Genomic DNA, 13,068 nt, shown 5'->3' with positions numbered 1-13,068 from the left:
TTGCCTACTAGGAGGAACAATGATCAAGAAGATCGTCGCCGCTGCGGCTGCCACGGGTGGCCTCGTTCTCGCCGGTGCGGGTCTTGCGGTTGCCGACGCCGGTGCTCAGGGTGCCGCTGTCGGCTCCCCGGGCGTGCTCTCGGGCAACGTCGTCCAGGCGCCCATCCACATCCCGGTGAACGTCTGCGGCAACACGGTCTCCGTGATCGGGCTGCTGAACCCCGCCTTCGGCAACACCTGCACCAACGTCTGACGCCGTGCTCGACGTCCGACGTCGAGCACACCTCACAAGGACTTGCAGGACTTGCATTCCATAAAGGTCTGGAAGTCATGAGGGTCTGAGTCCGCGGCCCCGGAGTGCGCGCCATGCGCTCCGGGGCCGCCGACATTCCGTATATCGCGACACACGCACCACACGGTTCAAAAGGGGGCAGGGAAAAGCTATGCGACAGGTCACCCGCAAAGGCCTGATGACGGTGGCGGCGGCAACCGGGGTCCTCGCGGCCACCGGCGGCTACGCGCATGCCGACTCGGGGGCGCACGGCACCGCTTCGGGCTCCCCGGGCGTACTCTCCGGGAACTCGGTACAGGCGCCGGTGCACGCGCCGGTCAACGTCTGCGGCAACACCGTCAACGTCGTCGGCGTGCTCAACCCGGCGGTCGGCAACAAGTGCGGCAACAGGGGGGCGGGCAAGGGGGGAGGCTCCGGCCACCACGGGAACGGCGGCTCGGGTGGCGGAGCCGGATCGCAGGCCTGGGGGCACACCGGCGACTCGTCCGGAGTGGGCTCCGGCAACCATGTACAGATTCCGGTGGACGCACCGGTGAACGTCTGCGGCAACAGCGTCTCCGTCGCCGGTGTGGGCAACACGGCCACCGGCAACTCCTGCGGGAACACCGGCGGCGGCGGGCACGGCACCACGTCTCCCGGCCACGGGGGACCCGGCTCTCCGGGCGGGCCGGGGCAGCCCGGAGAGGCGGAGCACCCGGGTACGCCGGGCGGGCCGGGTGGACCTGGCAAGCCGGGGGAGCCGGGCTCGGACGACTCGGGGCGGCCCGGCTCGGCGGGGCGCGGTTCGGCGGGGCACGGGGGTCAGGGCGCCTCGAACACCGACACCAGGAACGCGCACGCCTCGGACGCGAACGGTTCGGGCGCGAACGGTTCGGACGCGAACGGTTCGGACGCGGACGCCCTCGGCTCCCGGGCCGCCGGCCGCGTCGACGCTTCCGGGCACCTCGCGCAGACCGGCGCCGGTCTGCCGCTCGGCCTCGCGCTGCCCGTGGGCGCGGGCGCGCTGCTGGCGGGCGCCGTGCTCTACCGCAAGGCACGAGCCTCGGCGTGAGTGCTTGATCCCGAGCGGGCCGAACAGCCCGAGCGGGTCGAGCACGGCCCGAGCCGGTCGACTACCAGGCCGGAAGGTGCGGGCCCCGCAGGTACGGGGCCCGCACCGTTTCAGCCTTCCCGCGTCACCATGTGGCGCGCACCTGGCGGATGATCCGCCGACGCAACCGCACCCTGCGGCTGCCGTCGGTGTGCAGGCTGAGGCGGTCCAGCTCCCAGTGTCCGTACTCCGCGTGGTCCGTCAGCAGGCGTGCCGCTTCCTTGCGGGAGACCCCGCGCGGCACATACACGTTGACAAATTCGTATTCCGGCATCGCATCTATTGTGCGTGCGGAGGCCCGGTACGGATAGCGTCTGCACTATGTCTGATGCTGCGCAGCCCACCGCTGCCGAGGTACGCGCCGCCGCCGAGGCGGTCAAGACCGCGCTCGACCGCCACCTGGCGGCGGTCGAGCGCAGGTCGGGTGAGGACGACCCGGCCGTCTACGAGGCGTTCAACGAGTTGGCCGCGGCCGCCGAGGAGTACGACGAACTCCTCTACGACCGCTACGACGAGGTCACCCCTTTCGAGATCCCCGGCTCCGACGACGCGCTGCCGCCGTACACCGGGCCGGAGGAGCCGAACGCGCTGAGCGTGCTGATCCGCCGGGACTACGTGGTGGTGGAGCCGCAGCGGCTGCTGGCGCAGGCCCAGCGGGTCGAGGCGGTCGAGGAGTCCGGGGCGGTGACGGCGGGCTTCGACGCCGTGTCCGGGACCGTGCACGGGGCGCTCGGTGTCCTCTTCGGCGAGTTCGAGCCCGACGAGATCGCGTCCCGGCACAAGGAGTTCGGCCTGGAGGAGGGCGACTCGACGCTGTGGGTGACCGCCTCGGACGAACCGGCGGAGGCGGGTGAGTGGCTGGAGGCCCCGTTCGAGCAGGCCGACACCCACCCGGTGGTGTGCCGCTTCGACGTCAGCGCGGTCTTCGACGACGACGCCGATGACATCGAGGACGACATCGAGGACGAGGTGCCGGACGCCATCGAGCCGGAACTCGACCTGGTCCTCGACGAGGACGAAGCCCTGAGGGCCCGCAACGCGGACCGCTGACGGTCCGCACGCACTCCGACGGTGGCGGTCACCGGGCCCGAACGCCCGGCGACCGCCACCGCCACGTCCGCCCCACGCCGGCACGCCTCCCGCCCGGCGTCCGCACCCGGCAGACGCCGGCGCGCGGACCCGGCCGGTACGGGGCTCAGGCCGACGGGGGGATCTGGGCCGTGATCAGGACCGGCAGCCTCGTCGTACGGGGCTTCGCGGCGACCTCCGCCACCGCGTGCGGCAGCGCCTGGTCCACGCCGTGCACCACGGAGAGGTGCCGGTCGGCGCGGCCGAAGGCGGTGTAGACCCAGGGCCTGGAGAGCGCCTGCGCCGCGTCGCCGGGCAGCACCACGACCGCGGCGGGCCAGCGGACCCCGACGGACTGGTGGGCGGTGAGCGCCCAGCCGTGCCGCACGGTCTGCTCCACCCGCTCCTTCGGCACGACGACGGGCTCGCCGGCACACTCCAGATGCAGCCCGTCGGCGTCGGCCTTCACCACCCGCCCCAGGACCGAACGGCCCGGCGTCGGGGTGTACGCGACCCGGTCGCCCGGGTCGAAACCGCCGAAGCGGCCGGGACCCGGGTTGAGCCGCTCCTTCAGTGCCGCGTTCAGCACCCGCGTGCCCGCCGCACCACCGTGGCCCGGCGTGATCACCTGGGTCTGCTCGGCCGGGATGCCGATCGCGCGCGGCACCGAGTCGGCGACCAGCTGCACCGTGCGGTGGACTGCCTCCCCGGCGTCACGCACCGGAATGATCACCACTTCCTTGCCGGGGGCCTCGACCTGGTTCAGCTCGCCGATGCCGATGCCCGAGACCAGTTCGCCGACGGGACCCGGATCCGGGGTCCGCGAGGCGATCTGCGGGCACACCCGCGTGGCGAGCAGATCCGCGAACACCCGTCCGGGGCCCGCCGACCACAGCACACCGGGGTCCCCGCTCAGTACGAGCCGGGCGCCGTCGGGCAGCGACTCGGCGAGCATCGCCGCGCTCTCGATGTCCAGCTGCGGCGCGTCCAGCACGACCAGCAGGTCGGTCAGGAGCATGCCGTCGCGGTCCCGCCCCGGGCCCTCCTCGCCGGAGAGCAGACCGGCGACGGTGGCCACGGCCGCAGACGACGGACCCGCGTCCGGGCGCGAATCCGGATCCGCGGCGGGACCCGCGTCCCGCGACGTGCGCGCGTCCGCGCCGGCGAGCAGTTCCGTGAAGCGGCGGCGGCCGTCCGGGTGGTGGGTGGCGGCGCACACCCGCAGGCCGAGGGAGAGGGCCGCAGCCACCAGGGAGGCGGGCTCCGCGCGGGACGCCTCGCCGCCGGTGTGCAGGACCAGGCCGTGGCCCGCGACCGCCCGGATCAGCTCGGCGGCCGAACCGGTCGCGGCCGGCTCCCAGGCCGCGGCCGAACCGTCCTCCTTGGGAAGGGAGTTGACCACCCGGGCCAGCCCGTCGGCGAGGCTCTCCTCAGCGAGCGCATACCGCTCCAGACCGATGAGGACGCGCACCGGACGCACCTCCTCGGCCTCTTCCCCGTCCTCCCGGTCCTCCCCGTCCGGACCGTCGTGGGCGTCCTCCACGGACCGCCGGGGAGCCGGGGGCGCGCCGCCGGGCTCCTCCAGCGCGTCCTGGAAGACCAGCGCGTCACCCTCGGCCAGCGCACTCTGCACGGCCGCGTCGGGGTCGGGCACCGAGCGCTGCGCGAGCGCGGCGTGCAGCGCCGCGGCCTCCAGGGCGGTGTGCCCCACCAGCGCCGCCTGTTCCAGGAGCCACACCGTGACCGCGCGGCCCCGCCGTTCGTCGTCCGGACCGCACTCCGCGCCGAGCAGGGCCCGGGCGAACCCGTCGGCCTGCTCGGGACGCACACCCGCCACCCGGAGCAACTGCCAGGGATCCTCGCGCAGCTGCCCGTCCGCCCCCTCGCCGAGGGTGGCGGCGGTCTGCGGCGCCAGCGCCTCCGGGGCGCCGCCCCGCACGAGCACGGCACGCACCGCCTCGACGGACTCGGAGGCCATCGACGCGGATGCCCCGGAGGGCACGGGCCGCGGGCGCCGCACCGGCTCCTGCGCGACCCTGCGCGGGGCGGGCTCCGGCCCGCCGAAGACGCTCGCCGGGGGCTTCTCGCCGCTCTCCACCGCCCTGACGGCCGCGAGCAGATCGGCGGCCTTCCCGCTCAGCGCCGTCCCGGCCAGGACCGGCCCGTCCTTCTCCGCCTTCCGGCGCTCGATCCGCTCCCGCAGCTCCCGCTGCGCGGCCAGCTCGGCCTCCGCCTCGGACAACTGGACCGCGCCTTCAGCGGCGCCCTCGGCCGGACTTCCGGTGCCCTCTTCGGTGGCACTTTCGGCGTCCCCACCGTCCGCGCTCCCGCTGTTCCCGTCCCCGCCGTCCGCGTCGGCCGTCTCCCCCTCACCCGGCTCCGGCGAGGCGGTCCCGTCGGCCCCGATGTCCGGCCGGGCCTCCGCGCCGGGCATCCCGGACTCGGCACCGGCGTCCGGCGTCCCCGGCTCTGCTTCCTCCGCGGCGGCGGACGGCTCCGTGGTCACAGCGTGCTCCAGTCGTGATCGGGATAGTGGTGCACGGGCGCCGACACGTCGTCGAGCGCCCGGCAGATCTCGTCAGGAAGACTAAGGGTCTCCACTGACAACGCGGCCGTGAGCTGCGGCGCGTTGCGCGCGCCGATGATCGGGGCGGCCACCCCGGGCCGGTCGCGGACCCAGGCGAGAGCCACCTGGAGCGGCGTCACCGCCAGGCCGTCCGCCGCCGTCGCCACCGCGTCCACGATGCGGCCGGCCGCGTCGTCGAGATACGGCGCGACGAACGGCGCGAGCTGCTCCGAGGCGCCCCGCGAGTCCGCGGGCGTCGCGTTCCGGTACTTGCCCGTCAGTACGCCCCGGCCCAACGGGGAGGACGGCAGGAGCCCGATGCCCAGGTCCAGGGCGGCGGGCAGCACCTCGCGCTCGACGCCGCGCTGCAGCAGCGAGTACTCCATCTGCGTACTCGCCAGCCGGGTGCGGGTCCCGGGGGCCGCGAGCTGCCAGGTCGCCGCCTTCGCGAGCTGCCAGCCGCAGTAGTTGGACACCCCGGCATAGCGGGCCCGGCCGCTGCTGACAGCGATGTCGAGGGCCTGCAGCGTCTCCTCCAGCGGCGCGTCCGGGTCGAAGGCGTGGACCTGCCACAGGTCGACATGGTCCGTGCCGAGCCGGGCCAGTGAGGCGTCGAGGGCGGACAGCAGATGTCCCCGCGAGCCGTCGAAGCGCCGGTCCGGGTCGGGCACACTGCCCGCCTTGGTGGATATGACGAGGTCCCGGCGGGGGACGAGGCCGTCCATGAGCTGTCCGAGCAGATACTCGGCCTCCCCGTCCCCGTACACGTCGGCCGTGTCGACGAGGGTGCCGCCCGCCTCCCAGAACGCCTTCAACAGGTCCGCGGCGTCGTGTTCGTCGGTGCCCCTGCCCCAGGTGAGGGTGCCGAGTCCGATGCGGGACACGCGCAGGCCGGTACGGCCGAGATGCCTCTGCTCCATGAGGGCTGAGATTACTGGCCGCACGTCGAGGCGTGGGAAGCCTGTGGACAACCTTCGGCACATGATCGGCGGTGATCCGCGCCGCGGTCCCTGCCGCTCGGCCCGGCGGCGCGCTAGGGTGCCGGACAAGGGACGTTACTGATCAGTAAGGGGAATCGGCCATGCAGCTCGGGATCAACCTCGGCTACTGGGGTGCCGGAATGGACGCGGACAACCTCGCCGTGGCCAAGGAGGCCGACCGCCTCGGGTACGCGGTCTGCTGGGCCGCGGAGGCCTACGGATCGGACGCGGCCACCGTGCTGAGCTGGGTCGCGGCCCAGACCGAGCGCATGGACGTCGGGTCGGCCATCTTCCAGATCCCGGCCCGCCAGCCCACGATGACCGCGATGACCGCGGCCACCCTGGACTCGCTCTCCGGCGGCCGTTTCCGCCTCGGCCTCGGCGTCTCAGGACCGCAGGTCTCCGAGGGCTGGTACGGCGTCAAGTTCGACAAGCCGCTGGCCCGCACCCGCGAGTACGTCGAGATCGTACGCAGGGCGATGACCCGCGAGCGCCTGTCGTACGAGGGCGCGCACTGGACCCTGCCGCTGCCCGGCGGCCCCGGCAAGCCGCTCAAGCTGACCGTGCACCCGGAGCGCGAGCACATCCCGCTCTACATCGCGGCGATCGGCCCGAAGAACCTGGAGCAGACCGGCGAGATCGCCGACGGCGCCCTGCTGATCTTCCCCTCCGCGGACCACCTGGAGGACACCGCGATCAAGCACGTGCGCGCGGGCCGCGAGAAGGCCGGCCTGACCATGGACGGCTTCGACGTCTGTCCGACCGTGCCGCTCGCGCTCGGCGAGGACAAGGACGTGACGGCGCTGGCCGACATGTTCCGCCCGTACACCGCGCTCTACGTGGGCGGTATGGGCAGCCGCAAGCAGAACTTCTACAACCAGCTCGCCCAGCGCATGGGCTACGAGCGGGAGGCCGCCGAGATCCAGGACAAGTACCTGGCCGGCGACAAGGAGGGCGCGGCGGCGGCCATCCCGCACCAGCTCATCGACCAGACCACGCTGCTCGGTTCCGTGGACCGCATCGCGGACCGGATGAGGGCCTACGCCGCCGCGGGTGTCACCACGCTCACCCTGGCCCCGGCGGGCTTCACCCTGGACGAGCGGATCGCCGCGCTGCGGGCCGGCACCGACGCCGCCGAGCGGGCCGGAGTCGCCTAGTCCCACCCGGTAGTCCCACCCGGCGGGACGGAGGAGCCCCGCGGACGGAGGAGTTCCGCGGGGCCGAAAAGTTCCGCGGCCGTGGTGGGGGCTCGGGGGTCTTCCCCGCCACGGCCGTCACGGAGAACAACGCGCGAGGGTCCGCTCGGTTACGCGCCCGGCATTCCCTGCGCGTCCACCGTTCAGCGGATTTGTCCGACACAGATGTTGCCGCACCCCTGGCTGCCCATTTGACTCGTTCTTTGCGGACTCCCGCAGGAGGCGGGTCCCGCGTGGAGGTGGCAGTCATGCTTTCGGCCAAGAGTCTTTTCCAGGAGATCATCGACAACGACGAGTCCTTCCGGCTCTTCTGCTCCATCGCCGCCAGCGGGGAGACGCAAGGAGGCTGGGAGAACGCGCGGATCGCGGCCCTCGTACCGGAGGCCGAGCGCGCGCTCGCACCCAGGATCACCCGGCACGGCGCGGACGAGGACAAGCACGGCCGGATCTTCAACGCCCTCATGCGCAGGCGGGGCCTCACACCCGTCGAGGTCCCGCCCGAGACCGACTACACGATGCTCCTGGAGAAGAACGGCATCGGCCTCACGCACGACAAGCTCAAGCGTGACGAGCCGCTCACCGTGGGGGACATCGTCACCTACCTGTCCCACAGCAGGGTCACGGAACAGCGGGCCGCGGACCAGATGGTGATGCTCCGCAAGGACTTCGGCGACCACCCGGAGATCGGCAAGGCCGTCCGGATGATCTCCGACGACGAGGACAACCACCTCGCCTACTGCCACGAGGAACTGCTGCGCTTCGCCAGGGCGGGGCACGGCCGGACCATCCAGCGGACCCTGCGCGAGTGCGCGCTGGCCGAGGCCGCCGTCTACCGCGACGTCAGCCTCGCCGTGATGGCCCGCATGGGACGCGTCCTCGGCTGGTCCCGGCCCAAGGCGGCGCTGCTGGCCGCGGGCATCCGCGCCGTGTACGCGTACGAGCGGACCGTCGGCTGGCGGCGGATGGTCTCCCTGACGATGCCGGAGCGGCGCGACGCCCTGGGCGGCCCGGCGACCGCGGCACCCGGATACGCCTGACCGACCGACCGACCGACCGACCGACCGACCGACCGACCGACCGACCGACCGACCGCCACGCGCGCGTGGCGGTCGACGGCCGCCGCTACAGCCACCCCCGTCGCTTGAAGAGCCGGAACAGCAGCACCTCGAGGACCACCATGATCGCGATGACCGCCGGGTAGGCCCAGAGCCAGCGCAGCTCCGGCATGTGCTCGAAGTTCATGCCGTAAATCCCCGCGATCATCGTGGGGACCGCCGCCATGGCCGCCCACGACGAGATCTTCCGCATGTCGTCGTTCTGCCGCACGCTCATCTGCGCCAGGTGCGCCGACAGGACGTCCGAGACGAGCCGGTCCAGGGACTCCACCGACTCGTTGACGCGGGTCAGGTGGTCGTTGACGTCCCGGAAGAACGGATGCGCCTTGTCGTCGATGAACGGCACCGCCGGACCGACCACACCGGCCCCCGCCAGGCGGCTCAGCGGCACCGTCAGCGGCCCGGTGGCCCTGCGGAACTCCTGGATCTGCCGCTTGAAGGTGTAGATCCGGGACGCGGTGTGCCGGGAGCCGCCGTCGTCCGGCGAGAACACCTCCGCCTCCAGCTCCTCCAGGTCGGTCTGCAGCTCGGTCGCCACCTCCAGGTAGTGGTCGACGGTGGCGTCGGCGATCGCGTAGAGCACCGCCGTCGGACCGAGGCGCGTCATCTCCGGGTCCTTCTCCAGCCGGCCGCGCACCGACTTCAGAGGCGAACCCTCACCGTGCCGCACGGTCACCACGAAGGAGTCGCCCAGGAAGATCATGAGCTCGCCGGACGACACGGTGTCGCTGTCCGGCTCGTACGTCACCGGCTTGAGGACCGCGAACACGGAGTCGTCGTACACCTCCAGCTTGGGACGCTGATGCGCCTTCAGGGCGTCCTCGACGGCGAGTTCGTGCAGCCCGAACTCCTCCGTGACGAGCTCGAACTCCTTCTCCGTCGGCTGGTGCAGCCCGATCCACACGAACGCGTTGCCGTCGGCGCGCGCCTTGTCCAGCGCGTCGGACAGGTCCTCCGGACCCTCGATCCGGTGCCCGTCCCGGTAGATGGCACAGTCCACGATCACAGAGCGAATTCTCCTGTCACTGATTCTCCGGCGCACTCGGCGGGGCGCCTACGCTGGGCCGTATGCCCACCTTGATCCTCGTCCGGCACGGACGCTCCACCGCCAACACCGCGGGACTCCTCGCCGGATGGACCCCCGGCGTCGCCCTCGACGAGCGCGGCAACGCGCAGGCGGCGGCGCTGCCCGGACGCCTCGCGGAACTGCCGCTCGCCGAAATAGTCAGCAGCCCCCTCCAGCGCTGCCAGGAAACGATCCAGCCGCTCCTCGACGCCCGTCCCGCCCTGACGGCCCACTCCGACGAGCGCATCGGGGAGTGCCACTACGGGGACTGGTCGGGCCGCAAACTCGCCGAGCTGTCCGGCGAGCCGCTGATGGAGGTCGTGCAGGCACACCCTTCCGCCGCCGCGTTCCCGGGCGGTGAGTCCATGCGCGCGATGCAGACCCGGGCCGCCGAGGCGGTACGCGAGTGGAACGCGCGCGTGGAGCGCGATCACGGCGGCGACGCCGTCTACCTCATGTGCTCCCACGGCGACGTCATCAAGTCGCTCGTGGCCGACGCACTCGGACTTCATCTGGACCTCTTCCAGCGGATCTCTGTAGAACCGTGTTCCATCACCGCGATCCGTTACACCCGACTGCGGCCGTTTCTCCTGCGGCTCGGGGACACCGGGGATCTCGCCTCCCTGGCCCCGCGCGAGGAGCCGTCCGGGGGCGACGCCGCGGTCGGGGGCGGTGCGGGCGCACCGTGATCGTCGGCCGCAGTAGGGTGATGCGGTCGAAGCAGCGCAGCAATTGTCAGCGGCAGACGCCGGTGACGGCAGAAGCAGTCGATCGATCCAATGGAGACAGGACGTGTCCCGTCAGGTGTTCCTCTACGACCCGCCGGACCGTTTCGTAGCCGGTACGGTCGGGCTGCCAGGGCGCCGTACCTTCTTCCTGCAGGCCTCCTCCGGCCCCCGGGTGACCAGCGTCGCCCTGGAGAAGACGCAGGTCGCGGCGCTCGCCGAACGAATGGACGAGCTACTCGACGAGGTCGTACGGCGCACCGGCGGCATCGCCCCCGTCCCCGTGCTGCCCCCGTCGGCGGTCTCCGACACCGCCCCGCTCGAGACGCCCGTCGAGGAGGAGTTCCGGGTCGGCACCATGGCCCTCGCCTGGGACGGCGACGAACAGCGCATGATCGTCGAGGCCCAGGCGCTCGTAGAGCTGGACGCCGACTCCGAGGAGGACCTGGCCGCCGCCGAGGAGGAACTTCTCCAGGACGAGGAGAACGGACCGCCGATGCTGCGCGTCCGCCTCACCGGCGCACAGGCCAGGGCCTTCGCCAAGCGCGCACTCGAAGTCGTCAACGCCGGCCGGCCGCCCTGCCCGCTGTGCAGTCTCCCGCTCGACCCGGAAGGACACGTATGTCCGCGCCAGAACGGATACCGCCGCGAGGCGTGACCACGGCCGAGCTGCTCACGGAGGGCGAGCTGACCGTCCGCGGCCGCATCCGGGAGGCCTCGAACGCGGTACTGCTGTGCGACGTGTCGTACGAGGGACGCGAGGCCTCCTGCGTCTACAAGCCGGTCGCCGGTGAGCGTCCGCTGTGGGACTTCCCCGACGGCACCCTCGCCCAGCGGGAGGTCGCGGCCTACGAGGTGTCCGAGGCCACCGGCTGGGGCCTCGTCCCGCCCACCGTGCTGCGCGAAGGACCGTACGGCCGGGGCATGTGCCAGCTGTGGATCGAGCCGCCCGCCGAGGAACCGGCCCGCGGCCGTGAAGAGGGCCGCGGCGACGGGGACGACGGCGGCGAAGGCGGCGACGGCGCCATCGACGGGGGCGCCGGACTGCTCGCGCTCGTCGACGCCGAGGAGCCCGGCGATGGCTGGAAGGCCATCGGCCTCGCCGAGGTCGGCGAGGGGCGCACCGCACTGCTCGTGCACGCCGACGACGAACGGCTGCGCCGGCTCGCCGTCCTCGACGCGGTGATCAACAACGCCGACCGCAAGGGTGGCCACCTGCTGCCCACCTCCGGCGGGCGGCTGTACGGAATCGATCACGGCGTCACCTTCAACGCCGAGAACAAACTGCGCACGCTGCTGTGGGGCTGGGCCGGGGAGAAGCTCACCCCGGAGGCGGTCGGGGCCCTGGAACGGCTCAGGGAGGCCCTGGGAGGGCCGCTGGGCGTACGGCTGGGGGAACTGATCACCGAGGTGGAACTGGACGCCACACGTGCCCGTGTGGCCGATCTGCTCGCTTCCGGACGGCACCCGGAGCCCTCGGGGGAGTGGCCCGCGATCCCGTGGCCACCCGTATAGCCCGGACGCACACTCCGGGGCCACGCGCAAGAACGCCTGTCCGGCCATCTGCCCTGGTCCGGTTCGTATACGGAACATCCGTCCGGTTAGGCTCAGGGTATGCATGCCTGGCCCGCTTCCGAGGTCCCCGCCCTGCCCGGCAAGGGCCGCGACCTCACGATCCACGACACCGCGACCGGTGGTCCTGTGACCCTCGACCCCGGTCCCGTCGCCCGTATCTACGTCTGCGGCATCACTCCGTACGACGCGACCCACATCGGTCACGCGGCGACCTACAACGCGTTCGACCTCGTACAGCGCGTGTGGCTCGACACCAAGCGGCAGGTTCACTACGTCCAGAACGTGACGGACGTCGACGACCCGCTGCTGGAGCGCGCCGCGCGGGACAACGTCGACTGGGTCTCCCTCGCCGAGCAGGAGACCACCCTCTTCCGTGAGGACATGACCGCCCTGCGGATGCTGCCCCCGAGGCACTACATCGGCGCCGTCGAGGCCATACCCGGGATCGTCCCGCTGGTCGAACGGCTGCGGGACTCCGGTGCCGCGTACGAACTCGACGGGGACGTCTACTTCTCCGTGGAGGCCGATCCGCACTTCGGGGGGGTGGCCAACCTCGACGCGGCGGCCATGCGGCTGCTGTCCGCCGAGCGCGGCGGCGACCCGGACCGTCCGGGAAAGAAGAACCCGCTCGACCCGATGCTGTGGATGGCGGCCCGCGAGGGCGAGCCCAGCTGGGACGGCGCCTCGCTCGGCCGGGGACGGCCCGGCTGGCACATCGAGTGCGTCGCGATCGCGCTCGACCACCTGGGGATGGGCTTCGACGTCCAGGGCGGCGGCTCGGACCTCGCCTTCCCGCACCACGAGATGGGCGCCTCCCACGCACAGGCGCTGACCGGCGAGTTCCCCATGGCCAAGGCGTACGTGCACGCCGGCATGGTCGGGCTCGACGGCCACAAGATGTCCAAGTCCCGGGGCAACCTCGTCTTCGTGTCGGCGCTCCGCCGCGACGGCGTCGACCCGGCGGCCATCCGGCTCGCACTGCTCTCGCACCACTACCGGGCCGACTGGGAGTGGACCGACCAGGTGCTGCGGGACGCCGTCGCGCGCCTGGAGCGCTGGCGGGCCGCCGTGTCGCGGCCCGACGGCCCGTCGGCCGAGGCGCTCGTCGACGAGATCCGTGCGGCCCTCGCCGACGACCTGGACGCGCCGTCCGCACTCCTGGCCGTCGACCGCTGGGCCGCGCTCCAGGAGGAGCGGGGCGGTACGGACGAGGGCGCCCCCGGCGTCGTCTCCCGTGCCGTGGACGCGCTGATGGGCGTGGCTCTCTAGAAGCCACCGAAGAGCGGGCGCAGCCCCTGAAGAGGGGGCGCGGGGACAGCGCCGGGCGCCGAACGGGTCGTCGCCCGTCCGGCGCCCTCTGTGCGCTCCACCGCGCGTCACGCGTGCGGTGGTCCG

The 13,068-nt window shown here is 72.6% G+C and carries 13 protein-coding genes; 9 read left to right on the top strand and 4 right to left on the bottom strand.

Translation table 11 applies throughout. From position 1 onward, the window contains the following. Positions 1-19 precede the first annotated feature (19 nt). Both chpH and K3769_RS40685 read left to right on the top strand, forming a co-directional pair. Positions 20-253 carry a chaplin ChpH gene (chpH, locus tag K3769_RS06610; protein ID WP_107021063.1) on the top strand — a complete coding sequence of 78 codons (234 nt, stop codon included), beginning with the start codon at positions 20-22 and terminating at the stop codon, positions 251-253. Between the two features lie 190 nt (positions 254-443). Then, the gene (locus tag K3769_RS40685) at positions 444-1,343 is read left to right on the top strand and encodes a chaplin (protein WP_282566115.1); all 900 of its coding nucleotides are present in this window, start codon (positions 444-446) and stop codon (positions 1,341-1,343) included. Between the two features lie 124 nt (positions 1,344-1,467). Here K3769_RS40685 and K3769_RS06595 read toward each other — a convergent pair whose 3' ends face one another. Continuing rightward, on the bottom strand, positions 1,468-1,656 hold the full coding sequence (locus K3769_RS06595; protein WP_107021061.1) for a DUF5703 family protein: 189 nt from the start codon (positions 1,654-1,656) through the stop codon (positions 1,468-1,470). A gap of 47 nt (positions 1,657-1,703) precedes the next feature. On the opposite strand from K3769_RS06595, the gene K3769_RS06590 reads away from it, so the two are divergent. Beyond that, a complete protein-coding gene (locus tag K3769_RS06590; protein ID WP_267025506.1) occupies positions 1,704-2,432 on the top strand; it encodes a hypothetical protein in 729 nt (242 codons plus the stop codon). A gap of 145 nt (positions 2,433-2,577) precedes the next feature. Here K3769_RS06590 and K3769_RS06585 read toward each other — a convergent pair whose 3' ends face one another. Then, positions 2,578-4,956 (bottom strand): helix-hairpin-helix domain-containing protein, encoded by a 2,379-nt coding sequence (locus tag K3769_RS06585; protein ID WP_267025505.1) that lies wholly within the window; start codon positions 4,954-4,956, stop codon positions 2,578-2,580. Then, complete coding sequence (locus K3769_RS06580; RefSeq protein ID WP_267025504.1) at positions 4,953-5,936, bottom strand: aldo/keto reductase; 984 nt, start codon at positions 5,934-5,936, stop codon at positions 4,953-4,955. The genes K3769_RS06585 and K3769_RS06580 overlap by 4 nt, the downstream gene beginning before the upstream one ends. Before the next feature lie 161 nt (positions 5,937-6,097). Here K3769_RS06580 and K3769_RS06575 point away from each other — a divergent pair, with 161 nt between their 5' ends. Next, complete coding sequence (locus tag K3769_RS06575; protein ID WP_267025503.1) at positions 6,098-7,153, top strand: LLM class F420-dependent oxidoreductase; 1,056 nt, start codon at positions 6,098-6,100, stop codon at positions 7,151-7,153. Between the two features lie 287 nt (positions 7,154-7,440). Continuing rightward, complete coding sequence (locus K3769_RS06570) at positions 7,441-8,229, top strand: ferritin-like domain-containing protein (protein WP_267025502.1); 789 nt, start codon at positions 7,441-7,443, stop codon at positions 8,227-8,229. 85 nt (positions 8,230-8,314) lie between these two features. Here K3769_RS06570 and corA read toward each other — a convergent pair whose 3' ends face one another. Beyond that, the gene (corA, locus tag K3769_RS06565) at positions 8,315-9,313 is read right to left on the bottom strand and encodes a magnesium/cobalt transporter CorA (RefSeq protein WP_267025501.1); all 999 of its coding nucleotides are present in this window, start codon (positions 9,311-9,313) and stop codon (positions 8,315-8,317) included. Positions 9,314-9,375: 62 nt separating this feature from the next. Here corA and K3769_RS06560 point away from each other — a divergent pair, with 62 nt between their 5' ends. The 4 genes from K3769_RS06560 to mshC all read left to right on the top strand — a co-directional run bounded on the left by K3769_RS06560 (position 9,376) and on the right by mshC (position 12,942). Next, the gene (locus K3769_RS06560) at positions 9,376-10,062 is read left to right on the top strand and encodes a histidine phosphatase family protein (protein WP_267025500.1); all 687 of its coding nucleotides are present in this window, start codon (positions 9,376-9,378) and stop codon (positions 10,060-10,062) included. A gap of 103 nt (positions 10,063-10,165) precedes the next feature. After that, a complete protein-coding gene (locus tag K3769_RS06555) occupies positions 10,166-10,756 on the top strand; it encodes a DUF3090 domain-containing protein (protein ID WP_267025499.1) in 591 nt (196 codons plus the stop codon). Then, positions 10,720-11,613 (top strand): SCO1664 family protein, encoded by an 894-nt coding sequence (locus K3769_RS06550; RefSeq protein WP_267025498.1) that lies wholly within the window; start codon positions 10,720-10,722, stop codon positions 11,611-11,613. Before K3769_RS06555 ends, K3769_RS06550 begins: the two co-directional genes overlap by 37 nt. A 99-nt stretch (positions 11,614-11,712) precedes the next feature. Beyond that, positions 11,713-12,942: a cysteine--1-D-myo-inosityl 2-amino-2-deoxy-alpha-D-glucopyranoside ligase gene (gene mshC / locus K3769_RS06545; RefSeq protein WP_267025497.1), complete on the top strand. Its 1,230-nt coding sequence runs from the start codon at positions 11,713-11,715 to the stop codon at positions 12,940-12,942. The last annotated feature ends 126 nt before the right edge of the window (positions 12,943-13,068 follow it).

The sequence above is a fragment of the Streptomyces ortus genome (assembly GCF_026341275.1).
Lineage (GTDB): Bacteria > Actinomycetota > Actinomycetes > Streptomycetales > Streptomycetaceae > Streptomyces > Streptomyces ortus.
Note: the sequence above shows the minus strand (reverse complement) of the source record. Positions and strands in the feature narration are given on the sequence as shown.